25 protein-coding genes and 1 riboswitch are annotated in these 22,760 nt (G+C 41.6%); of the genes, 17 read left to right on the plus strand and 8 right to left on the minus strand.

All coding sequences use genetic code 11. The features are described 5' to 3' along the window. Positions 1 to 9: 9 nt before the first annotated feature. Complete coding sequence (locus AOC35_RS02595) at positions 10 to 1,509, minus strand: Fic family protein (protein WP_108645637.1); 1,500 nt, start codon at positions 1,507 to 1,509, stop codon at positions 10 to 12. 125 nt (positions 1,510 to 1,634) lie between these two features. Continuing rightward, positions 1,635 to 2,546 carry an LAPAL motif-containing putative phage structural protein gene (locus AOC35_RS02600; protein ID WP_108645638.1) on the minus strand — a complete coding sequence of 304 codons (912 nt, stop codon included), beginning with the start codon at positions 2,544 to 2,546 and terminating at the stop codon, positions 1,635 to 1,637. A gap of 179 nt (positions 2,547 to 2,725) precedes the next feature. On the opposite strand from AOC35_RS02600, the gene AOC35_RS02605 reads away from it, so the two are divergent. From AOC35_RS02605 to AOC35_RS02615, 3 genes are read left to right on the plus strand one after another with little or no spacing between them, the layout of a single operon-like run. Continuing rightward, positions 2,726 to 3,715: a quinone oxidoreductase family protein gene (locus tag AOC35_RS02605; RefSeq protein WP_108645639.1), complete on the plus strand. Its 990-nt coding sequence runs from the start codon at positions 2,726 to 2,728 to the stop codon at positions 3,713 to 3,715. Positions 3,716 to 3,728: 13 nt separating this feature from the next. After that, a complete protein-coding gene (locus AOC35_RS02610; RefSeq protein WP_108645640.1) occupies positions 3,729 to 4,145 on the plus strand; it encodes a VOC family protein in 417 nt (138 codons plus the stop codon). 11 nt (positions 4,146 to 4,156) lie between these two features. Beyond that, positions 4,157 to 5,146, plus strand: a complete 990-nt coding sequence (locus tag AOC35_RS02615) for a Bug family tripartite tricarboxylate transporter substrate binding protein (RefSeq protein ID WP_108645641.1) — start codon at positions 4,157 to 4,159, stop codon at positions 5,144 to 5,146. 12 nt (positions 5,147 to 5,158) lie between these two features. Here AOC35_RS02615 and AOC35_RS02620 read toward each other — a convergent pair whose 3' ends face one another. Further along, on the minus strand, positions 5,159 to 5,401 hold the full coding sequence (locus AOC35_RS02620) for an MbcA/ParS/Xre antitoxin family protein (protein WP_108645642.1): 243 nt from the start codon (positions 5,399 to 5,401) through the stop codon (positions 5,159 to 5,161). Between the two features lie 184 nt (positions 5,402 to 5,585). On the opposite strand from AOC35_RS02620, the gene AOC35_RS02625 reads away from it, so the two are divergent. From AOC35_RS02625 to AOC35_RS02650, 6 genes are all read left to right on the plus strand, one after another. Continuing rightward, complete coding sequence (locus AOC35_RS02625) at positions 5,586 to 6,509, plus strand: TauD/TfdA dioxygenase family protein (protein WP_108645643.1); 924 nt, start codon at positions 5,586 to 5,588, stop codon at positions 6,507 to 6,509. Between the two features lie 9 nt (positions 6,510 to 6,518). Beyond that, a complete protein-coding gene (locus AOC35_RS02630; RefSeq protein WP_108645644.1) occupies positions 6,519 to 7,076 on the plus strand; it encodes a DUF4286 family protein in 558 nt (185 codons plus the stop codon). Continuing rightward, a complete protein-coding gene (locus AOC35_RS02635) occupies positions 7,063 to 8,043 on the plus strand; it encodes a tripartite tricarboxylate transporter substrate binding protein (RefSeq protein WP_108645645.1) in 981 nt (326 codons plus the stop codon). The genes AOC35_RS02630 and AOC35_RS02635 overlap by 14 nt, the downstream gene beginning before the upstream one ends. Positions 8,044 to 8,060: 17 nt before the next feature. Continuing rightward, positions 8,061 to 8,795: a GntR family transcriptional regulator gene (locus AOC35_RS02640; protein WP_108645646.1), complete on the plus strand. Its 735-nt coding sequence runs from the start codon at positions 8,061 to 8,063 to the stop codon at positions 8,793 to 8,795. A gap of 122 nt (positions 8,796 to 8,917) precedes the next feature. Further along, positions 8,918 to 9,199, plus strand: coding sequence for a type II toxin-antitoxin system RelE/ParE family toxin (locus tag AOC35_RS02645; RefSeq protein ID WP_108645647.1), 282 nt, complete (start codon positions 8,918 to 8,920; stop codon positions 9,197 to 9,199). Between the two features lie 11 nt (positions 9,200 to 9,210). Continuing rightward, the gene (locus tag AOC35_RS02650; RefSeq protein WP_108645648.1) at positions 9,211 to 9,510 is read left to right on the plus strand and encodes a HigA family addiction module antitoxin; all 300 of its coding nucleotides are present in this window, start codon (positions 9,211 to 9,213) and stop codon (positions 9,508 to 9,510) included. Between the two features lie 277 nt (positions 9,511 to 9,787). On the opposite strand, the gene AOC35_RS02655 is transcribed toward AOC35_RS02650, so the two are convergent. Beyond that, complete coding sequence (locus AOC35_RS02655) at positions 9,788 to 11,476, minus strand: virginiamycin B lyase family protein (RefSeq protein WP_108645649.1); 1,689 nt, start codon at positions 11,474 to 11,476, stop codon at positions 9,788 to 9,790. Between the two features lie 243 nt (positions 11,477 to 11,719). Continuing rightward, a riboswitch (SAM-I-IV-variant riboswitch) is annotated at positions 11,720 to 11,822 on the plus strand. 57 nt (positions 11,823 to 11,879) lie between these two features. Between AOC35_RS02655 and AOC35_RS02660 the strand changes: the two genes are divergently transcribed. The 3 genes from AOC35_RS02660 (at position 11,880) to AOC35_RS02670 (ending at position 13,115) form a co-directional block, all read left to right on the plus strand. Continuing rightward, positions 11,880 to 12,113 (plus strand): hypothetical protein, encoded by a 234-nt coding sequence (locus AOC35_RS02660; RefSeq protein WP_108645650.1) that lies wholly within the window; start codon positions 11,880 to 11,882, stop codon positions 12,111 to 12,113. 78 nt (positions 12,114 to 12,191) lie between these two features. Continuing rightward, the gene (locus tag AOC35_RS02665; RefSeq protein ID WP_159077454.1) at positions 12,192 to 12,602 is read left to right on the plus strand and encodes a hypothetical protein; all 411 of its coding nucleotides are present in this window, start codon (positions 12,192 to 12,194) and stop codon (positions 12,600 to 12,602) included. Positions 12,603 to 12,758: 156 nt separating this feature from the next. Further along, positions 12,759 to 13,115 (plus strand): hypothetical protein, encoded by a 357-nt coding sequence (locus AOC35_RS02670; protein ID WP_108645652.1) that lies wholly within the window; start codon positions 12,759 to 12,761, stop codon positions 13,113 to 13,115. 48 nt (positions 13,116 to 13,163) lie between these two features. Here AOC35_RS02670 and AOC35_RS02675 read toward each other — a convergent pair whose 3' ends face one another. Together AOC35_RS02675 and AOC35_RS02680 are read right to left on the minus strand one after the other, a co-directional pair. Further along, a complete protein-coding gene (locus tag AOC35_RS02675) occupies positions 13,164 to 14,276 on the minus strand; it encodes an FAD-dependent monooxygenase (RefSeq protein ID WP_211307465.1) in 1,113 nt (370 codons plus the stop codon). A 9-nt stretch (positions 14,277 to 14,285) separates the two neighbouring features. Then, on the minus strand, positions 14,286 to 15,260 hold the full coding sequence (locus AOC35_RS02680; RefSeq protein ID WP_108645653.1) for a Bug family tripartite tricarboxylate transporter substrate binding protein: 975 nt from the start codon (positions 15,258 to 15,260) through the stop codon (positions 14,286 to 14,288). 165 nt (positions 15,261 to 15,425) lie between these two features. On the opposite strand from AOC35_RS02680, the gene AOC35_RS02685 reads away from it, so the two are divergent. Then, positions 15,426 to 17,090 (plus strand): amidohydrolase, encoded by a 1,665-nt coding sequence (locus AOC35_RS02685; protein WP_159077455.1) that lies wholly within the window; start codon positions 15,426 to 15,428, stop codon positions 17,088 to 17,090. 78 nt (positions 17,091 to 17,168) lie between these two features. On the opposite strand, the gene AOC35_RS02690 is transcribed toward AOC35_RS02685, so the two are convergent. Further along, complete coding sequence (locus AOC35_RS02690) at positions 17,169 to 18,050, minus strand: beta-keto acid cleavage family enzyme (protein ID WP_108645655.1); 882 nt, start codon at positions 18,048 to 18,050, stop codon at positions 17,169 to 17,171. A 201-nt stretch (positions 18,051 to 18,251) separates the two neighbouring features. Here AOC35_RS02690 and AOC35_RS02695 point away from each other — a divergent pair, with 201 nt between their 5' ends. The 4 genes from AOC35_RS02695 to AOC35_RS02710 all read left to right on the plus strand — a co-directional run bounded on the left by AOC35_RS02695 (position 18,252) and on the right by AOC35_RS02710 (position 22,339). Next, on the plus strand, positions 18,252 to 19,226 hold the full coding sequence (locus AOC35_RS02695; RefSeq protein ID WP_108645656.1) for a tripartite tricarboxylate transporter substrate-binding protein: 975 nt from the start codon (positions 18,252 to 18,254) through the stop codon (positions 19,224 to 19,226). A 53-nt stretch (positions 19,227 to 19,279) separates the two neighbouring features. Then, entirely contained in the window at positions 19,280 to 20,200 is a 921-nt protein-coding gene (locus AOC35_RS02700) for an alpha/beta hydrolase (RefSeq protein ID WP_108645657.1), read from the plus strand. Then, complete coding sequence (locus AOC35_RS02705) at positions 20,200 to 21,198, plus strand: Bug family tripartite tricarboxylate transporter substrate binding protein (RefSeq protein ID WP_108645658.1); 999 nt, start codon at positions 20,200 to 20,202, stop codon at positions 21,196 to 21,198. Before AOC35_RS02700 ends, AOC35_RS02705 begins: the two co-directional genes overlap by 1 nt. A gap of 154 nt (positions 21,199 to 21,352) precedes the next feature. Then, positions 21,353 to 22,339 carry a Bug family tripartite tricarboxylate transporter substrate binding protein gene (locus tag AOC35_RS02710; RefSeq protein WP_108645659.1) on the plus strand — a complete coding sequence of 329 codons (987 nt, stop codon included), beginning with the start codon at positions 21,353 to 21,355 and terminating at the stop codon, positions 22,337 to 22,339. A 48-nt stretch (positions 22,340 to 22,387) separates the two neighbouring features. On the opposite strand, the gene AOC35_RS02715 is transcribed toward AOC35_RS02710, so the two are convergent. Next, a complete protein-coding gene (locus tag AOC35_RS02715; RefSeq protein ID WP_108645660.1) occupies positions 22,388 to 22,615 on the minus strand; it encodes a hypothetical protein in 228 nt (75 codons plus the stop codon). Positions 22,616 to 22,760 lie beyond the last annotated feature (145 nt).

Here is a 22,760-nt window from a genome sequence, read left to right on the forward strand (position 1 = left end):
TGTAATTCTTCAGGTTATATCGTGGGGATCAAGAAGTTGGTATTGGAAAGTATTGTCAGTAAACGCATAGCAAGCTTTTAATTTCCCCCAAAGCTTTTGAAAGTCAGAATAGTCAAAGCTAGCAGTCCAGTTCCATGCCCGAGTCATTGATCTTACAAACGGAGTAGGGTCATTATTTTGGGACAAAGCTTTAAGAGGTAGTAAGTAATCTTCCCGATATCCCGTTGGAATAATGATACGACAAACGGATGATTGGGTTAAGTAAGCATTCATGGTCAGGCGTGCCGTTCTTCCGTTTCCATCCATGAAGGGATGAACCTCAGTAACGATAAACATGGCCATGAGGGCACGCGCAAATGGATCCTCAAGTAAGGCAATACGTTTGAATCCTTCTCTCAGTGTTCCTTTTACTAATTCGGGATGAACAAAGATAGTATTGCCAGCCTGATTAGCTTGCTCTTTCCATTCTCCAGGATTTTTATCAGGTCTACTCGAAAGGATTTTGTAGTTACATTGTTGTAACCATACCAAGAAATCATCTTCATTACTTGGCGGCTGTGATCGAAATGGTTGGTCCAAGATGGCTCTGAATGTTCCAAGTACATCATGAGAGTCTTCATTACGCTTAGGGATCATTTTTCCATCAAAAATAATTTCTGATGCTTCTTCCACTGTAAAGGTTGTCCCTTCAATATAGTTAGAAAAATAAGATTCAAAGAAAGCAAAATTGAGTCCACTCACGCCATTTTTAGCAGGATCAGTAATCATCGGGAAAGGTTTTCTCAAAGCGGAGAATAAGGTGTCAAATATCTCTACGCGGTCTGGATCGTAAGGTCTACCTGCAGCTCTCGCAACCGCATCTACCGCACTAAGTGCTCGACCTTTACCAGTTTGCATTAAGGCAGAAATAATGGTGTTTAAAGTTTTAAACTGTGCCTCAAATCCTAGTTCGCTCGCGATGAATTTGGCATCGTCACGAAGTGCATTGAGTTTATGTTCCCCACGAATCGTGCACAGTTTACTTAGGTGAGACTCAACCCAACTTCGACCCATCGTCCTATTTTCTGAATATTTACCTGAGTATAAATTCTCTAAAAGTCTCCTTGCCTCAGAAGAGACAAATAGTTTTCCGTAAGGTATGTCATTCATCGAAGCAGCATGATGTTGGATAGCTGGTGCTCCAGACAAAATATTTAAAGTAAGGCCTGGTAGTTGCAAAGTACGAACGCGCTTGCCTTTGACTAAATAGATGTTGCCTTGTTCATCTGGCATGCCTAATTGTGCTGAACGATAGGCGACTACTGCATTTGGATAAAGATACTCAGCAATCTGGCGCCAAGCAGACCTTACGATTTGCTCAATGGGGTTTATCAAATCACTAGTGTAAATACCGCTATGAATCTTGCGCAAACTCCCCGCTTTAGCCAATCGAGCGATGCGCTGAGCGTTTGTTTTATCTTCGGCTGAACTAAAAAGTAGGAGAGGAAGGTTGTCGATAAAAGTGTTCATAAACTCATTATTTAGCCAATTTTGTAGATAATAATGCTTTTATTTTGCATTAATGTCGATAAAAATGCACTTTTATTTAAAATTCGGGTATTTTCTTTACAGGCTTATGGCTTTAAAACGTGAGATTAAAACCCGAACTTTTGTTGCAATGGGCCGCGGTGCTCGTGAACGCACACAATTGAATAATCGGTTTTCAAGCCTTTTTCCGAAATGAATTGGGTACGCCTTAAATCGACATTCAGAACATCTCCTTTGCCAAAACGCTCTATACCATTATTAATTTCTTGAATAAACTCTGAGTCGGCAATTTCACCAAAAAATGAACAAGTCCCATCATTAAAGCGCCACTTATTTTGGTCTTTAAAAGCAGCAGACTCAATCTGCAACAAAATATTCTCCATGATGATGTCAGAAATAATCTCCTCAGACTCTGTGAATTCGAAGCAAGACATATCTTCCTTTTCAATCACCTCTGATGTTTTACCATCTTTACCGGATGCAAAAAGATGAATACCATCTCGCTCGAGTGGTTTAACTACAAGAGCGAGTTCCTTTCTAACAAGGCGGCTTTGATAGAGTTTTCCAGTAATGAAATCAACTGCAAATGTCTCCGAGAAATTACTTTCAATCACCTCAAAAATATACTGGTTATCAGATATTTGAATCGATGTTGGCTTACGTCCTCGTAACCACTTCAGTAATCCAATCAGCCCATAACCGCTGCCACCAATTAGACCGATAGCTTCCAGAATGGCCATTAGATTTGAGAAGGCAGAAGAATGAGGTCCAGATAGTATTGCAACAATCTGATCTGTAATTCCTTGGATCGCAATTAAATTGACACCAAAGGAACCTCCTTTAAAGTTACCTTGTACATGGACCTTTACACTACCAGAATCTGGAAAGGCTACTTTATTTGCCTCTTCAAGCATGTTGGATAAAGCCATTAATGCAGGGGCTAGTTCCCTCACATCCATTTGATGATTTTCTAAAGCGGGACCATCATATTTTATGGTGAAGTGAACAGTATTAGTCATAGAATTTATTCTACGTGAAGAGAAGATTAGCACTAGTTTTTTTCATTTATTAGCACAATAAATCTAGGTGTATTTGCGACTGATTGTTTAAAAAAATCAGGGTAATTACTAAAAATAAGAATGTTGATTTGGTTCCTATGTTAAATTTAAAAATAATATAAAAAACAACGGAGACATCAATGAATCAATCTTGCTATGCAATGATTGTTACTCGCATCGGAGAACCTGATGTGATGCAAGCGCAGGCTATGGCAATGCCTGTTCCTAAAAGTCATGAGGCACTCATTGAACAAACTGCAGTAGGTGTCAATTTCGTCGATATTTACTTAAGAGCTGGTCAAGCGCACTCTCATAATCCTGAGCCACCATTTGTCACCGGTGTGAATGCTGTTGGTATTGTCAAAGAAGTCGGAAGTGCTGTGACCGAAGTAAAAGTTGGAGACCGAGTTACTTATACCAATGCAGGAGTTGGTACCTATTGTTCTCATGTGGCTGTGGCTGCAGATCGCTTAGTCCTAGTCCCAAGTAATATCTCCGATGAAAGGTGTGCCGCAGGTTTTGTGAGAGTGATGACGGCGCAATATCTTCTGAAACAAATGCGTCCATTATTGCCTGGAGATAAGGTATTGATTCATGCGGGGGCAGGTGGTGCTGGACAAGTTCTAGTGCAGTGGGCGAAGAGGATGGGACTCGAGGTATTTGCTACTGCAGGCTCTGATGAAAAAGTAAATTTCGTGAAAGAACTCGGTGCCGATCATGTTATTAACTACCGTACACAAGATTTTGCTAAAGAGGTAGAAAAGCTTACACAAGGTAAAGGCGTAAAAGTTGTTTTTGAATCCGTGGGTAAAGATACCTTCATGGGATCTTTAGACTGCCTTGAGCCAAAGGGCCTCGTGATTAACTTTGGAACTGCATCAGGACAAGTCGAGAACTTTGCTTTGCAAGACTTGCACTCTAAATCTCTCTGGATTTGTCGGCCGACTCTGAGAACCTATATTGCTGATAAAAAAGATTTACAAGCCATGGCCAAAGAATCATTTGAGATCTTGGGTGATGAAAGTTTTCGACTAGATATCGAAGCTGTCCTACCATTAAAAGAGGCGCCTAAAGCCCATACGATGATTGAAAGTCGTTTAACCAAAGGTGCAATAGTTTTAATTCCATAAATTGGATTCGATCATGACAATGCTACATCTCTCCATCCCCATCAACCATATTGAAAACACGCTATTCTTTTATGAAAAGCTTCTCGGCTGTCGAGCGACGAAGATTGCATCTGACCGCATTGACTTTGATTTTTTTGAGCATCATCTAGTTGCACAACTTTCCATTGAGGAGTCAGCACATCAAAGCATCTCGATTGGGACTTTACCGAACCGGTATCCACTAAGACATTTTGGTGTGATTGTAGATAAGTCGAGGTACAACACAATCCTCAATAATCTTCTTGCTAATAATGTTCACTTTGCGATGCCTCACCAAACCATCTTTAACGATACTCCTAGAGAACAAGATGTCTTCTTAGTCTTTGATCCCTCAGGTAACGCCCTTGAAGTTAAAGGAATTGATAATCCTCAAGCTGTATTTTCCCAATAATAAGGAATGAAATGTTGCCAAGCCTTTTGAACCAATTTCTAAAAAAATCACTGATTGTCTTGAGTTGGGTAGCATTTGCCACGGCATCAACTCTATCCTTTGCTCAATATCCCGAAAAGCCGATTCGGATGATAGTTGGCTATGCACCTGGCGGTGCTGCAGATAACTTGATTAGACCAGTCTCTGACCGTTTGTCTAAGTTACTTGGTCAATCCGTTGTAATGGAATATCACCCAGGTGCTGGGGGTGTAATTGCAGCGGATATTCTCTCTAGAGCGCCAGCAGACGGTTATACCCTGCATATTACTGATTCAGGTCCAATGACAATTGTGCCAAAAATGAAAAAAACATCGTATAACCCAATGACTGACTTTTCCCCCATTGCGATGGTTGGTATTGGTGGCACATTGATGGTTACCCCTGCGAATTCTCCGGCTACGAATTTAAAAACACTTATCGAGCTCATGAAAGATAAATCCAAGCCTTGGAGTTATGGTACCTCTGGTATTGGTGGAGTAGGGCATTTGGCAGCAGAGCAATTTCAATTAGCCAGTGGCGTGAAAATGACACATGTTCCTTATAAAGGAGGAGCTCCTGCCATTGTTGAGTTGATTGGTGGCCATGTACCTTTGTTATTTTCTTCCCTTGGCGCAGCCGCTCCTCACGTACTTAGTGGACGGATTAAGCCACTTGCCGTTACTTCCCTTAAACGTAGCTCGATGTTTCCAGATGTACCGACTTTAGCCGAATCGGGTTATCCAAACTTTGATGCCAGTATTTGGTTTGGGATTGTTGGCCCAGCAAAAATGCCACAGCCAATTATTGATAAATTAACTACTGCTTTTAATACGGTGCTGCAAGATCCTGCAGTTCAAGAGTCAATTCGTAAAGAAGGTTACGATCAAATTTCTTTAACCCCAACACAAATGCAAGCGCAGATTAATCAAGATTTAGAGCGTTGGGGTAAGGTCATTAAGTCGGCTAATATTACTTATGATTGATGGTTTGAACCATTAAGCTGCTCCGCCATATGCGATGGCATTTAATACGCGTCTTACCTCATCCGCCCCGATATCATTATCTAACAATGAGAGCGGAGTATTGCCGAGCGTCATGTGGTTTTTTAGCATCCAGCTTTGGGTTTTTTCTGGTGTCCCGAATACCTCTTCTGCTTCCGCTTCAATGACAGCGATTCTCTCTAAACGCTCTCTCTCAGAAGAAGATAACGCTGATCTAGCTTTTAGCTTTCTACTCATGAAATTACTTAAATTTTATTTGAATTTTACTAACATACCATATCAAATAAAAAAGCTCTAAAGAATGATTCCGAATTGATATTAACCTTATCTAACAAGTGGGATATCTAATAAAGTAAGTGTTTGTACTGAGTTGAAACATATTGACTTCACCTCTAGCTATCTTTAAGATTCGAACATTCGAATGAATTTTATTAAAGAGGCAAATATGTTTGAAGTCAAAAAACTAGGTCGTCATTTAGGTGCTGAAATCTCCGGTTTGGATTTATCGAAACCGATTGATGAAGAAACTTTCCAAGCATTTTCTAAGGCTTTTTTTGAAAATGAAGTGGTCGTAATTAAAAATCAAAACATCACACCCCAACAGCACATTGATTTTACGAAACGCTTTGGTATCTTAGAGGCTCACGTCAGAAAAGAGAGCCGCCATGGTGGTCATGATGAAATATTTGTTTTATCCAATATTGAAGGTGCAGATGGTAAGCCAATTGGCGCGATTGATGCAGGGCGTTTTTGGCATAGTGACTTATCTTACAAAGAACATCCCAGTATGCTCTCCGCCCTCTATTCTGTGGAGATTCCAGTACGTGAGGATGGAGTAGTCCTAGGCGATACGCACTATGCAAGTACAACGGCTGCTTATGACGCACTACCAGAGGCCATGAAAAAACGTTTAGAAAATCTTCAATCGGTACATAGCTACGCCTTTTATCGCAATAAAAATCGTCAAGCCCAAAAAGAAGAAGCTTTATCTGGTGGCAGAGTGATTGAAGAGAAAGAACTCTCTGAAGAGCAATTAAAAACGGTGCCAGATGTGGCTTCACCGATTGTCAGAACGCATCCAGTGACTGGTCGAAAAGGTTTGTTTGTGAATGAGGCCCATACTTCACATATCGTTGGAGTCTCTGAAGCAGAGAGTAAAGAAATCCTCGAGGAACTCTATCAACATATCGTGCAGGAAGAATTTCGATTTAAGCATACTTGGGGTGTAGGTGATTTATTGATGTGGGATAACTGTGCTGCTCAGCATAAAGCTACCTTTGATTATCGCTTGCCACTGCGTCGTTTAATGTACCGTACCACGGTGCGTGGCACGGTTCCGTTTTAAGGAATTCTCATGTTCATACAAGCGAATTGGTGGGAGTTTGCTGAGGCGTCTGCTCCTCATGCGAGCGAGAAGATTGCTCAGTTCATGATGGAGCAGTATGGCAATTTAGAGGGATCTACTTTTTATCAACATAAAGAGATCCCAAGCAACTTCATCAGTTGGCACGAGTCTTCAGTTCAACCGACTCCTTTGGGTTCAAAGGTAGGAGAAATTGAAGCGAGTTTTACGGCAGAATTAAAGTGTGATGTCGGTGATGCCAATAAAAGTTCACAGTGGCTCTATATCGTTCATACGGATATTCCGGCAGATATTGTTGATGAATACAATCATTGGAATGACGAAGAACATCTACCACGTTTAGTAACGGTACCAGGAGTAAACCGAGCAAGAAGATTTATCTGCACAGGTCAAAGCCCACGTTATTTAACGGCATATAGCTTGGATGATCCTAATGCCTTTGAATCTCCCGCAGGACTGATTGCTAGAAAAACGCCGTGGACCGCCAAAATGCGCTCACTATTTTTTAATACACGACGCACGATGGCAAAAAAATATGAGATCTCTTAAGTTCTTGTTAGAGCCCCGTTATTGGCTTGCCTGTGTAGTCGTCTTTTTTACAATTCAATCGGCTCAAGCAGCTTATCCAGAAAAGCAAATTACACTAGTCATTCCATTTGCACCAGGTGGTGCGAATGACACCTTAGGGCGGATTATTGCGCAGGCCCTTTCTGTTGAGCTCAAGCAAACCGTCATTGTCGAAAACAGGGCTGGTGCTGGGACAACCATTGGTGCAGAGTATGTTGCTAATACAAAACCTGATGGCTATACCTTGCTTTTAGTTTCTGCAGCCCACGTTATCAGTAGTTCAATTTATACCAAGTTACGCTTTGATCCTGTAAAAAGCTTTACGCCCATTACACAACTCACGAAATCTGCTTACGTACTAGTAACGAATAAAGACTCATCGATTAAATCAGTACAGGACTTGTTAGCAATAGCCAGTAAGCAACCCAATAAAATGACCTATGCTTCCTCAGGAATTGGTAGTGCACCACATTTAGCTGGCGCCTTGCTCGGCTCTAGGGGTGGGGTTGACTTAGTCCATGTACCTTACAAAGGCGGTGGTCCTGCACTATTGGATGTGATGCGCGGCGATGTGGATGTTTATTTTGCCAGTCAATCTACCGCTTTACCTTATATCCAAAGTGATAAAGTACGTGCGCTAGGTATTTCAACGGATGTACGAAGCCCAGCATTACCCAATACCCCAACGATCAAAGAGTCAGGCGTACCTAGCTTTGAACTCTCAGGTTGGTATGGCCTCGTTGGCCCAGGTCAACTACCTGCTTCGATTGTGCAAGTCTTAAATGATGCCATCAAGAAGATACTCGCTAGAGAAGATATCCAAGCGACACTAGCCAAACATGGCGAACAAGCTTATTCCAGTAAGGCAGAGGTATTTGGACAATTTCTAAGTCTTGAGCAGAAGAAGTATCAAGAAATTATTCAAATCGCTAAAATCGAAAAAGAGTAACTGCTAAGTACTTGCTCATGATCAATCAATTTCAAAAACCCCGCTACATCCTCTTAGCTGAATCCATCATTGAATTGATTCAAAGCGATTATTTCCCGATTGATTCTTTATTACCGACAGAACCAGAACTGTGTAAAAAATTTAATGTCAGTCGATATACCTTAAGAGAGTCGATGAAGTTGCTGCGGGAAATGGGCTTAATTGAAAGTCGGCAAGGCTTTGGGATTACTATTTTATCGAAAGAGCGTAAAAATCAATACCAAATGAAAATGGACGCTATTCCTGATTTATGGGAATTTGTAGAAAACAGCCAATTAAAGATTGTGAATAAAGGAAAAATTTTTGCTGGTGAGGCGCTCGCGAATATTCCGAATAGTCAAAACAATGATGAGTGGATTGTGGTTGAGGCGACTCGTGCCATCGATAGTCTTACTCCCATTGCTTGGAAGCATATCTATATTAAGCCTCAATACAAGAGCATCATTAAGAAATTAGGTAAAGAAAAAGTACCGATTTACTCCATGATTGAGAAAGAGTTTGGTATTCAAACCATACGTGTTCAACAAGAGATGAGTGCCTTAACTATTCCTAATTCGGCAGCAGAGAGTCTACGATTAGAAAAGAACTCGATTGGCTTTCAGATCACAAGATACTACTTTGATCAGCTTGATCAAGTATTTGTTGTGACTGTCTCTATTTATCCGCCCAATCGATTTAATTACAAAACTGAGTTAGTGCTTAGTAATTCCTAAATTTATCGATTCATTTCCCATACTCGATAAAGTGACTAAATCTAAAAATTTTGTAGTTTTGATATTTTTAAAGCATACTATTAACGCTTGACAACCATTAACGTTGAACGTTACTATATTTTATGTCGATAATAAGTTTCAAATGCCAAGATACTCAAAAACTTTTTCAAGGAAACCGGGTTCGTCGATGGATTGCAATTGAACGACCTGCCCTAAGAAAGTTAGAACAGTTGGACTGGTCTTTAGTCATAGATGACTTACGAGTTCCACCAGGTAATAGACTGGAAGCATTGAAGGGGTCTCGAAAAGGTCAGTACAGTATTCGGATTAATGATCAATGGCGAGTTTGTTTTATATGGACAATTCATGGGCCAAAAAACGTAGAAATTGTTGATTATCATTGAAAGGATTGAAGATGAGAAAAGTTGCCCCCGTCTCACCTGGTGAGATGTTAGAAGAAGAGTTTTTAAAACCTTTAGGTTTGACTAAGTACAGGTTGGCAAAAGATATTGGGGTACCACCTCAGCGTATTGGTGATATTGTTGCTGGAAAACGTTCTATAACAGCTGATACTGATTTACGTCTTTGTAAGTACTTTGGTTTAAGTGATGGCTGGTGGCTAAGAGGTCAGGCCAATTACGATACTGCGATTACCCGTGAGAATTTAAGTGAGGTATTAAAAAAGATAGAGCCATGTCATTTGATGGCTGCATAGTCAGTTGTTTTATCAAAGGACCACTCTTATCTACAAATATTAATGTAGCCACCAATTCCCCTAAAAAAATGGCTCCACTATGGGAGCCATTACTAAATTAATAGACAGACCCTAGGATCGGCAACGTTTACACCGTGCTTACGACGCCTTGTGGGTATCGCGATTTGCCTAGGATTTACCCGTCTAAATAATTATACACATGACACGTTTTTACCAAACTAAAAATTGTATTCATTTTCTACAGGCTAGTTTTTATCCAACTTGTTTTATTCCTGAATTAATCCAAAGTTTCTAATTTAACAATCGATGCACCGTGATTACTACCAATCCACAAAACTGGTTTAGTTTGTGTGTTATCGACAAACACGCGACGAATGTTCGTCGGCCTTGGTAATTCATATTCAGTGAACTGATCGTTCTTAGTATTTAATCTTGCCACACGATCCGTTGTCATGGAGCCTGTCCAAGCAAATTGGTCCTTATCTAAAGTGACATCATAGGGGGCTGAATACGGAGTAGGCACCAGCCATTCTTTCATTTCACCAGTCTTAGTATCGAGCATACCAATCTTGTGGCCACGGTACTGTCCTACCCACAAACGGTCTTGTGGATCCATCGAGCCTCTGCGAGGGGATGCTTCTTTGGTTGGGAAGCTGTAAAAGGTAACCTTACCCGTTTTAGCATCAATTCGACCAATCTCTTGTTGACGGAAATCCGTAAAGTAGCAATTGTTTTGCGAGTCACTAATGACATCGTAAATGTTGTGTTGGAGTTTCGAACCTTTAAAAGGTGCCCAGGTCTCAATTGCTCCAGTTTTCAGATCAAAACGATGCACACCTGCAAAGCCACTATTTTGTGTCCATACCTTACCATCTACATGCTTATTCCAGGCGTCCACTTGATTGAGCTGGGTGGATGGTAGATTATCTTCAGGGGGTGGTGTGAAAAAGTGGAACTTCTCCGTTTTTTGATCAAACTCAGCAATCGATGCTTGATACATATTGCCAATCCATAACTTATCATCACGGTCGTTACGAATGGCGAGTACTCCAACTGGATAATCCTTTTTTGAAATCCCAACTTCGTATTCTTTGATTTGACCTGTCACCGGATCCATCTTTGCAATTTGTTGCTCGCCAAAGTTGGAATACCAAACGGTACCGGTTTTATCTAAAACCACATCATGCGGCTGAATCAGTGGTCTTGGTAACTGGTACTCGGTATAAATTACGTTAGTGGATGCGCCTTTTAAACGCGGGAAAGTTTTGAGTTCATAGTTCCAAGTTTGGCGATTATTGAGATTAATACTGGCTAAAAAGTCGCCCATTTCCTTATAAATTCGCACACGGTCTTCACCTTGCTCTTCCATGACCCTTGCACCCTTACGTATTTGTGGCAGACCAGGCTTACTTTGATTTACATAAGATTGCATCCGAGGCAAAACGATTTTTAAGAACTCTTCAGAGCTGTATTTAGAGCCCACGACTCTTTGCAATGTGTGACAAGTTACACAGGTGAGTAAAGCTTTTTTCTCACGCTCAGAACCTGGCATACTCGCCATCCATTCGGCATTACTGAGCTGTGTTGAGATATCTTTGACTGTTTGTAAACTAATATCTTTGACGACGGTTGCCTTATCACTGACATTAATTTGTATTGGACTAGGTAATTCAAAGCCAGTCGCCTTGATGGTTAATTCATAATCACCTGAGGAGATTTTTGAGCGCGGAAAAGCAAAATCACCTTTGGCATGGCTAACTACTGAGATGGTGATGGTTGAGTTCTTCTTTTTCGCACTAATCACGACCCCTTCCATCAAACCTTCTTTACTAGAAGAAACCACACCTTTAATTGCGAAATCAGAAGGGGCAGCGGATGAAGTAGTATTTTGTGCGTTCGATATCACTGCAAAAGTACTGAGTAAAAATGCAAAAATCGCACCAATATGTAGGGTGGTTTTATTCATAGGGGTCTCTTTTGTAAGTTATTTTTTTTATCCTACTACTTTTTAACTTTTTTTGAAACTAGTTTTTATACTGAGATCATGCCAACTCGTGCATTTAAATACAAACTAATCCGCTCATTTAGTCGAATTTTTAATGGAAGTTAGCGTTAAAAATAAGATCAATTAATGCAGTAATTCGTAGTAATTTTTTTCAAGAATTTGCATCATTTTTATTGAAATTTAGACTTACTTTCTTTATAATAAAAACATCATTAAGAGAGTGGCGAAAGCCTCACCAACCTGCCTAAACCGGGCAAGGTGGTTGCGCAAAAGCGGATGTGACCTTCGGGTAACTAAACGGCAAGCTCTCTTTCTGAGGGCTTTTTTTTCGCCCATTTTTTCTTTAACAATTGAGGAGATTGATATGGCACGAATAGTGCAGGATGGCACCACGATTCCGGTGGAAGTGGTGTATGTGGGTGGTCGTTTTCAAGTTTGGAAATTACCTGATAAATATACGGTGTTTTACCAAACAATCAACATCGATATAACAGAGCCGGAAGCAAGTGAACTGGCCCAAGATATGGCAGAGTTAGAAGCAGAAGTTTTTGAGTCGAAGTGGATAGCAGTTTTTGATGCGTTTTTAGAAAGTTTGTAATACGTGATGGTTGGAAGGGCGGAGTTAGTCCAAATTGCTGAGCCTGCATCTTGCGAATCAGCTAAAGAGGAGAAAAAAATGAGAAATTGCAAAGTGGGTGATTTAGCCGTAGTCGTCAAAGATACTGGCAAGATGGAAAATTTGGGTTTAATTGTGCGAGTACTTAATGACTGCGGACCTGTAAATTGGGTGGAAATTATTTGTGTTGAGGGTAAGCCTCCCGAACGCGTGGTCATGAATTTGAATTCTTGGCATGTAGAAGTTGTTTCTGATAACGGTCAAATCATTTATTTAGATGAAATTGAGGGTGTGCTTTATGGAGAGAGAACTGGTGATATTCCGGATGCCTTTCTACGAAGGTTGCCAGATTTATTTGAAGAGGATTACAAAGAAGGAAAAGTTTTGGATCTGCAAAACTTGCCGTTTGATCCTGCCATCGAGGCGGTAAGAGAGTCTTTTAAATTAACCGGCGATATTTTAGATATTTAATGTTTTATTTTTTACCTAGATTGCAACTTCTAGCAAAAGTAGCTTGCAATCTTTGTTACGTTTTTAGATAGTTTGTAATGAAGGATCGTTGGAAGGGCGGATTTATACCGAATTGCTGAGCCTGCATCTTGCGAATCAGCTAAAGAGGAGAAAAAAATGAGAAATTGTGAAGTGGGTGATGTTGCCATCATTGTTGATGCGCATGGTAATACCGAAAATGTGGGTAAGGCAGTACTGATTGTGAGTGAATATGGCAATGTGATTGTCCATGAAAAAGAGGGGGATACTGGGGTTACTTTATTTGCTTGGCAGGTGGTACTGATATCTGATGAGTTGCTTAGTTACACCTTGGAGGACGTTGAGCTCATTGCAAAACAAAGTGGTATTGTGCCGGATGTTTACCTCAAAAAATTTTCAGAAGTAGTTAAGGATAGTGGCTATGATTTTGATGAATGGTTGCCCACTGATCCAAGGATCAATATCCAAACAAAACAAGGCCCAAAAAGTTCCTAGGCTAGTAAAACTAGCAGGATAAGAATCTAGGCAGTCAGGTTTAGATGATCAGACTTCGACTGCCCAAGCATCGTAACCATACACCCAATCCGAATCAGTGCGTTGACTCATCCATTGATTTTTATGGGAGGTCAGTTGTACTTTAGAGGTTCGCTCTTTACGCAGGGCTTCAAACTCTTTAAAAGCGACTGGGATATCTTGCTCTTGCTCCAACACGCGGGTGAGAACAGCAGCGTCTTCAATCGCCATCGCTGCACCTTGTGCCATATAGGGCACCATCGGGTGACAAGCATCTCCCATTAAGACAACGCGTTGATCACACCAAGTAGGGAGAGGATCACGTTCACACAAAGACCACTTATGCACATCGGGGCAAGCGGCTAAGACACGTTGAACCTGTTCATGAAAACCACTAAAAGCAGCTCGCAGTTCACCAAGATCGCCTTTGGCAGACCAGGACTCATTATTCCACTGCGGTTCAGGCACACTTGTTACAAAGTAGATTTCATCTTTTTGGGGTGTGACGTAATAGATGACAATATGCCGATCAATTCCCCACCATTTGGTGCAGTCATCGATGGTATAGCCATTCATGAGCGATGCCGGAAAAGTCGTACGATAGGCCACTCTGCCAGTGAAGCGGGGTTGATCAGCCCCTAACATTTGTTCACGAATTCTGGAGTGGATTCCGTCTGCACCTATTAGTGCATCGACCTCATTAGTACTGCCATCTTCGAAGTCTAACTTTACTGAATCACCTTGGTTAGTGTACTGCTTGAGTTTCTTTTGCAAATGAATCGAATTAGGATCGACCTTTGATGTAATCGCCTCATGTAAATCTCCCCGATGTAATAAAAAATAGGGCGCTCCGTATTTCTCTTCATAAGCTGAACCTAGGGTGAGTTCATGCTTCATCGCCCCTGTATCCCATTCACGGTTACTCCACGTTTGAGGACAAAAAGCCGTGTTACGAAAGTGATCCTCTAAACCAATATCTCGTAACACTTTGACAGCATTGGCACTTTGCTGAATACCAGCACCAACCCGTGCAAATTTGCTAGCTTGTTCAAATACAGAAACTTCAAAGCCTCTTTTTTGCAATAGAGCAGCCAAAGTCATCCCACCAATTCCTGCGCCAATAATCCCGATACGATTTTTCAAAACTAATCCTTAATCAATTTTAATTTGTCCTAGTTTGACCATTTCCGCCCATTTAGCAATTTCAGCACGGATAAAGGCACCATATTGTTGCGTTGTACTAGGTTGTGGCTCAGCCCCAATTTTCGCAAATTGCTCTTTGACCTGCGGATCATTCAAAATCTGTACGATATCCGTATTTAATTTTTGGACAATCTCATTCGGCGTGCCTGCTTTGACAGAAATACCACCCCAAGAGTAAGCGTTGTAATTGGGTAAACCGACTTCTGTGAAATTCGGTAAATTGGGTAACTGAGCCAATCGACCGGAACTAGAAATTGCTAGAGGTTTTAGTTTGTTAGCCAAAATATGCTGCATCGAGGTTGGGGCGTCACTAAACATCATATCGACGTGCGCGCCCAGTAAATCTGCCATGGCTGGAGCACTACCTTTATAAGGGATGTCGCGGATATCAACTTTGGCTTGCATTTTAAACAGCTCACCCGCTAAATATGTGCCTCCACCATAACCAGAGTGGCCAAAAGTCAGTTTGCCTGGATTGTCTTTGGCGTATTTAATCAGCTCAGGAATATTCTTCGCGGGGAAGTTATTGTTCACCACTAGGATGATGGGGTAAACCGCAACTGAAGTCACTGGTAGAAAATCTTTTTCGATGTTGTAGCTGAGATTATTTTTAAGACTTGGCAGGACCGTATGATGAATCACAGAGAAGAGTAGTGAGTAACCATCGGCTGGCAGACTCATTGCGTATTCCGCAGAAATGACGCCATTCGCGCCCGTTTTGTTTTCGACAATCACTGTCTGACCCCACAGGTCACTCATTTTTTGCGAAACAATTCGAGCTGTTTGATCAATCGGTCCACCCGGTGCAAAGGGCACGATTAATTTAATCGGTTTATTAGGGTAGGGCTGTGCAAAAGACTGTGCAAAAGTGAGAGAAGAGAAAATGCCAAGGCATAGCAGTAAGAGCCATGAAATGCGTTTCATGAGATTGTCTCCATCGTTTTTATAATTAATACTGAATATATTAACTCAAATTGTTAATGCTTTAGTGCGTTTAGAGAATAGCTCTTGCTATGGTAATTGCTAATTCAAAAAAGAGATAAAGTCAGTTAGTGTGAATGTTCACTAATCATGATGAAGAAGATATTCATGCTCAAATTTACCAAAATTGTATTTTTATTTCTTAGCCTTTCTTTAGTTGCTTGCAGCAGTCTTACCCAAGACGAATTGAATACTAGCGCTGATTTAGTGGTCATTAATGCCAAAGTCATCACTTTAGATGCGAGTAATCAGCAAGCCCAGGCAGTGGCAATACGTTCTGGTAAATTCATCAAGGTCGGCAGTAATAACGAGATTCAGGCACTCATCAATAAAGAGACAAAGATTATTGATGCGAAGGGTAAAACACTGATTCCAGGTTTAAACGACGCGCATATTCATATGGTTAGAGCGGGGATGTACTGGAAGTATGAAGTGCGATTAGATGAAGCCACTTCTATCTCTGAAATCTTACAACTCATTGGTGAGCGCTCACAAAAGACACCTAAAGGGACTTGGATTCTGACGCTAGGTGGTTGGCATCCTAGTCAAATTAAAGAACGTCGCATGCCCACTCTCGAGGAATTAGACCGAGTAGCTCCGAATCATCCTGTCTATATTCAAGCTTTAAGAGATATGGGGCAAATGAACTCAGCTGCTATCAAAGCTAGCAAGATTACTGCAAATTCTGAATTACCCGGTGGCGTCACTATTGGTAAAGACGCTACAGGAAACTTTAATGGATTGATTAAAGGCTTCAACGGCCAAGTTTTAGCATTAAAAGCATTTCCAACACCTAGCTTTGAAGAAAAAGTGGCAGGCCTGCAATTAGTGATGCAGGATTTTAATCAGTCCGGACTTACCAGCGTCGGGGAGACTTTTGGTATTGGTGTCGATGAAGGAGATTATCAAGTCTTGTTTGAAGCTTGGCGACGCAAGAAGATGAGTCTGCGGGTTGGTTTACATTTTCCGACGATCAATCATGATGACGCAAAAAAATGGATCAAGTCTGCCGCAAGTAGTGCAAGCGATGACATGCTGTTATTTAATGGCTTGGGCGAGGGAGTGTTAAATAGTGCGGGTGACGGCTACTTGCCAAAGGAATTCCCAATTAATAACGAGGCGAAAGACGAACTCGCCAAGATAGTTGCTTTGGGAGCTGAAAATAAAATTAACTTTCAATTTCACGCGACTTTAGAAACGACGATGAATGCCATGTTGGATTCATTAGAAAAAGTGCATCAAACTACACCGATCCGTGATTTGCGCATTACCTTTTTACATGCTGAGCAAATTACTCCTAGCATTATGGCGAGAATGAAAAAGCTGGGCATGGGCGTACAAATGCAAAATCGCCAATCGCTCGGGAGTGATTTGATGCAGGCTAACTGGGGTGCTCGCGCCGTTGATATTCCCCCGGTAAAAACCGTGTATCAAAGTGGCCTTCCCTTAGGCGGTGGTACAGACGGTACGACGTCATCTTCTTACCGACCGTTCATTTCGATGCATTGGTTAATCTCTGGCAAAAATTGGCGCGGTGATATCGTGAGACCGACTGAGAAGTTGACTCGCGAAGAAGCCTTAAAGATGTATACCCAAGGTAGTGCTTGGTTTACTTGGGAAGAGAACAAGAAAGGCACGATCGCCAAGCATATGTTGGCAGATTTCTTGATACTAGATAAAGACTATTTCACTGTTCCTGAAGATGAGATTCGTTGGTTAAAGCCAGTCACGACGGTTGTTGGAGGTAATGTCGTTTTCCAAATGAAGGAATAAAAAATTGCTACAAAGAAATAAGGGCCTCTATTCAGAAACGAGTTCTGAGTAGTGGCCCTTGAAGTAATTTTTTACTAATTAATTTTGAGGTTTGAGTTTGAGTATTTCTCTCGCATCATTAGAAGAAGCTAATTCACCACCTAAATCTTCCACAATGCGTTTAGCGCGCTCTACTTGCTGCGCATTGCTTTCGCATAAAACGCCTTTAGACATATAAATATTATCTTCTAGTCCAACACGTACACCGCCACCTAAGAGAAAAGATTGGGCAACGGTTGGGAAGGCAGCGCGACTAATACCAAAGGAAGCCCATTTCGCACCATGCGGTAATTGATTACGCATATACATCAGTGTCTGTGGATCTGAATTGAGGGCGTATTTCACACCCAATACAAAAGTGAATAGTCCTGGACCTTCTAGTGTGCCTTCTTTCATTAAATCTTTTGCTAGGTTTAAATCTCCTGTGTCAAAGATTTCTAATTCAGGCATTACCCCTGCGTCACGGATTACTTTTGCCATTACGCGCACTGAAGCAGGCGTGTTCACAGCAATTTCATTGACTGTATTCATGGTGTTTAAATCTAAGGAACAAATATCTGGTTTTAAGGCCGTAATATGCTCAACCCTTCTGAGAGGATGACATAAGCTGGTACCTGGGGCAAAAATTTTCGGATCATCGGTTGACGGAACAAAGCGAGCACCAACGCCAGTCGTTAAATTAATCACGAGTTCACGATTACGCGCCTTAATTAAGTGCAGTACTTCTGCGTAGTGATCTAGTTCCATGGACGGTGTGCCTGTTTCTGGATGACGAACATGTAGATGGGCAACCGCCGCACCAGCATCCGCAGCTCTTAAGGCAGACTCGGCAATTTGGGCTGGGGTAATCGGCAGGTATGGTGTCATATCTGGTCTAGTCAAACTTCCAGTAATGGCACAGGTCAAAATAGTTTTACTCATGAAACGTCTCCTTTTTTATATTTAAATTTTGTCTATTATGAAGCCAAGTAATAGAAATTACAGTAGCGTCTTTATTGGGATATACCCTAGTGAGAGAATTTTTGGCACAAATTTCGATTAGACTATTTCTCGAGACAAAGCTGCTAAATAAGTAGCTAAATAAAATTTTTATAACGAAGATTGACATTGAAAGATTGCAACATGAGCAAATTTTTAAATGGATTTTTAAGTATTTTTCTTTTGTTTTCTAGCAACGCCTTCTCCCAATCGAATACCGCTTATCCAAATAAACCGATTCGGATTATTGTTCCTTTCGCTGCCGGTGGAGCTGGTGATACCGCCGCGAGGGTTCTATCCCAAAAACTAGGTACGATTCTGAATCAATCTGTTTTAGTCGAAAATAAACCAGGAGCTGGTGCGCAGATTGGCACGCAGTTTGTAGCGAGTTCAGCACCGGATGGTTACACAATCCTAGCCGGCTCCTCCGCTATTGTTGTGAATCCTGCTTTAAATGCCGCAACAGCCTCATATAATCCTGAAAAAGATTTTGCGCCGATTCTGATTGGTGCTACCCAGCCCATGGTCATCGTCGTGAATCAAGCATTGGGTGTGAAAAACTTTAATCAACTCAAAGAAATTGCGACGAAGCAAAAATTATCTTTTGCTTCAGCTGGCGCTGGAACACAACCCCATGTTGCTTGTGAGCGAATTTTTAATGGTCTATGGAAATTAAATATTCCTCACATTCCTTATAAGGGAATCTCCCCAGCAATTACTGGACTGGTTGGTGGGGAAGTGCCGATTTATTGTGGCGCTCCGGTGGGTGTAGCACAGTTTGTGAAGCAAGGTAAGTTACAAGTATTGCTAGTTACTAGCGAAGCACGCGTACCTAATTTCCCGGATGCTCCTACTGTCATGGAACTGGGATTACCCGAAATGAAAGATGATATTTGGCAAGGTTTTTTTGCACCAGCTAAAACGCCACCAGCCATTATTCAAAAATTAAACCTGGCTTTAAATCAAGCGCTGAAGTCTCCCGATGTGATCGAAAAGTTAGAACAAAATGACTTTGTGATGCTCGGCGGCACACCGAAGCAAGCATCGGACTTTATTTCATCTGAGGTAGTACGTTGGGGGAAAATTGCAACCGAAGTGAGCAATTTACCAATGCAGTAAACAAAGAAGTAAATACAATAAATAAAAATTAAAAATAGCACGAAGGAGACAAGATGTCCGCATTACAGGCAAGCGTAGAAGGCCAAACCCACTGGGCTTTTAAAGAGGGGGTGAAGCTTTTTCTTTGGAATAAAAAACGCTTTGCAAATACGAGTTACCAAGGCACGATTCTATTTATTCATGGCTCCTCCTGGTGTTCCCAACCGACCTTTGATTTACATGTCGATGGCAGGCCTTGGTCATCCGTGATGGATTTTTTTGCATCGAAAGGTTATGACACTTGGTGTTTAGATAATGAAGGCTATGGCAGGTCTGATAAGAGTCGTGACATAAACTTTGGGGTTGAAAATGGCGCGCAGGATATTGTGGCAGCGACTGACTATATTTTGAAGCAGGATGCGATTGAACAAGTATTGTTGTACGGTATTTCGTCCGGTGCCTTGAAGTCTGCTTTGTTTACGCAGTGGCATCCTGAGCGCGTTTCTCGTTTGGCCTTAGACGCTTTTGTCTGGACTGGTGAGGGTAGTCCAACTCTGGTTGAGCGCAGAAAAATGTTGCCGAATTTAGTCGGTGTAAATCGTCGACCTTTTAACCGTGAAGTGATTCAAAGCGTATTTGATCGTGATCACCCAGGTACCGCAGATCAAAAGATGATTGATGCTTTTGCCACCGCCTCTTTAGAGCTCGATGATTCTGTACCGACTGGCACTTATGTTGATATGTGTACCAAGCTACCCATGGTTGATCCATTAAAAGTAACGGTTCCTACCATTATGATGCGCGGTGAATATGATGGGATTGCCGGTATCGATGATTTGATTGAGTTTTTTAGGCGCTTGCCAAATACCGATAAGCACTTTGCTGTAATGCCCGGCGTTGCTCATGCTAGTTTTCAGCAAACCAATTATTTATTGGTTTACGATGTGTTACTAGCTTTCTTTAGTCAAACTCCACCTGTGTTTTTAGCAAAATAATGTGCTCTCAACGCAAATCAGCCCAGTGGCTTTGTCCACTATTTTTAAGTCTTGGGTTAATGGCCTCGCAGTTATTGATAGCCCAATCGCAGGCTCAATCTGTTTATCCCAACAAACCCATCAAAATTGTTGTGGGGTTTGCGCCGGGTAGCTCATCAGATGTGGCAGCCAGAGTCACGGGCGATAAACTAGGACAGGTAATAGGTCAATCAGTTATCGTTGAAAATAAACCTGGCGGTAGTTCTGGCGTCGCTGCTAAAGCGGTTGCTTTGTTGCCGCCCGATGGTTATACCTTGTATTTAAGTACGGTTGCCAATGTGATTAATACGGTAGCAAAGGGCGCTGCCGAAACAGATTTATCCAAAGATTTAACTGCTGTGAGTATGATTGGCAGTGTTCCTAATATTTTAGTGGTTCATCCATCACTAAATGTGAATACACTCGGTGAGTTAATTCAGTTACTAAAGTCAAAGCCTAATGAAATTGCTTACGCCAGTGCTGGTAACGGCACTGCCCTACATATGGCTGCGATGTTGTTTTCGATGATGGCTGATGTGAAAATGATTCATGTGCCGTATCAGGGTAGTAACGCGGCCATGGCAGATTTATTAGCCGGCAGAACCTCTGTCATGTTTGTCCCCGCCTCGACAGTAATGCAGCATGTTAATACGGGGAAATTAAAGGCTATTGCTTCCACAGGACTCAAAAGAAGCTCTATCGCTAGTGAAATTCCAACTTTGAATGAACTAGGACTGACCGGATTTGAATCTACGGTATGGTTCGGTTTAATGAGCCCTAACGGAATATCAGAGTCGATTGACGCCAATTTAAATAAGGCGATTGCACAAGCGATTCAGTCTCCTGAAGTGCAACAACAATTTAAAGCACAAGGAATTGAGACTTCGTATCTAAATAGTAAAGATTTCGCTGCTTATATCAAGTCAGAAAATGAGAAGTGGACGAAAGTGATCAAAAACTCCAATATTAAATTGTATTGAGGAGCTAAGTTTTTTCTGAAACTTGTAATTGATCTCTCAGTTTGTTTGTATTGCAAGAACCTTGCTTAGAGTTTTGCCCTCATCTAGCAAGAAAAATTCCAAAAAATAATCGCACCTGTATTAAACTCTTCAAATACAACTTTGGAGATAAGAAATGTATAAACCATTTCAGAAAATCATTAAAACTAAATCAGTTCTCATCTTAGGACTTCTGTGCGGCTTAATTAGCCAGGCTGTATCTGCTCAAACAGATTGGCCAAAAGCGAAAAACGTCACGATTTATGTGGCTTTTGCTCCCGGCGCATTTACTGACGTCATTGCTAGGATTGTCGGTCAAGAACTTGCTAAAACTACAGGTGGTAATTTTGTGGTCGAAAACAAACCTGGTGCAGGCGGTAATATTGCTACCCAGTTTGTTAAAAGAGCGCCTGCCGACGGTTATTCCATCCTAGTTCATAGCGTTGCCTATGCGGTGAATCCCTCTCTATATACTAATGCGGGCTATGATGCGATTAAAGACTTTGCACCTCTCGCACTCGGCCCACGTACACCTAATATTATTACGGTCAATCCAAAAGTGCCGGCCAAAGATTTAAAAGAATTGATTGAACTCGCTAAAAAAGAACCGATGAGCTACGCTTCTTCTGGGATTGGCACCACTACGCATTTATCCATGGAGCGTCTAAAGACTGCAGCCCACGTTGATATTACCCATGTGCCTTATCAACCAGCCCAAGCAGTTGGTGCAGCAGTAGCGGGTCATACTCAAATCTCTTCTACTTCGATGCCACCAGCTGTGCAGCAAATTAAGGCTGGTAATGTGCGCGCAATTGCTGTCACGAGTTCGAAGCGCTCTTCCTTGTTACCAGACGTCCCAACTGTTGGTGAGTTTGGTTATAAAGATTTTGATGACTATACTTGGGTCGGATTTTTCGTGCCGGTTGGTACACCACCTGCGCTAGTCGATCAGATGAACGCTGCCATCAACCGTGCGATGGAAACACCAGAAGCGAAGGAAAAGTTTGTGCTCCAAGGGATGGAATCAACTAAAAATACTTCAGCACAATTTGGTACGTTCTTGCAAAGCGAAGTCAAAAAATGGGCTGGTGTAGTGGTGAGCTCCGGCGCTAAAGTAGAGTAATTAAGTTTGTTACGAAGTCAGTTCTTACTTGAATAAAGTAAGAACTGATTATTTCTCACTTTGTTCGTACATCCGGTTCGTCCAATTCTTTTTCCAAAGATTGAACAGAATCGTGCCAGTCAGCAGCGCTGCCATATAAGTGGCAAATTCGGAAGTGCCTTTATTCTCAAGTGGCCAAATCCAGTAGCCGAGTCCAAAGATCAACATAAAAAATAAGCCATGTGAGAGGTAGTGCTCGACTTTGAGGGCAAGTGATGCGTTTGGATTAGGTGTCATTTGGGTGTTTTTTGTTTAGATAATATCTTTTATAACAAATTTATTCAAAATATGCCAATCAATCCCCTAGTAAAAGTAGTCTTATTGGTGTTTATTTGAAAACAGAGACGACTCCCCCCGTTTTCTGCGTATACTTTTGTTTTTA

It is taken from the genome of Polynucleobacter rarus, assembly GCF_003072505.1.
GTDB lineage: Bacteria > Pseudomonadota > Gammaproteobacteria > Burkholderiales > Burkholderiaceae > Polynucleobacter > Polynucleobacter rarus.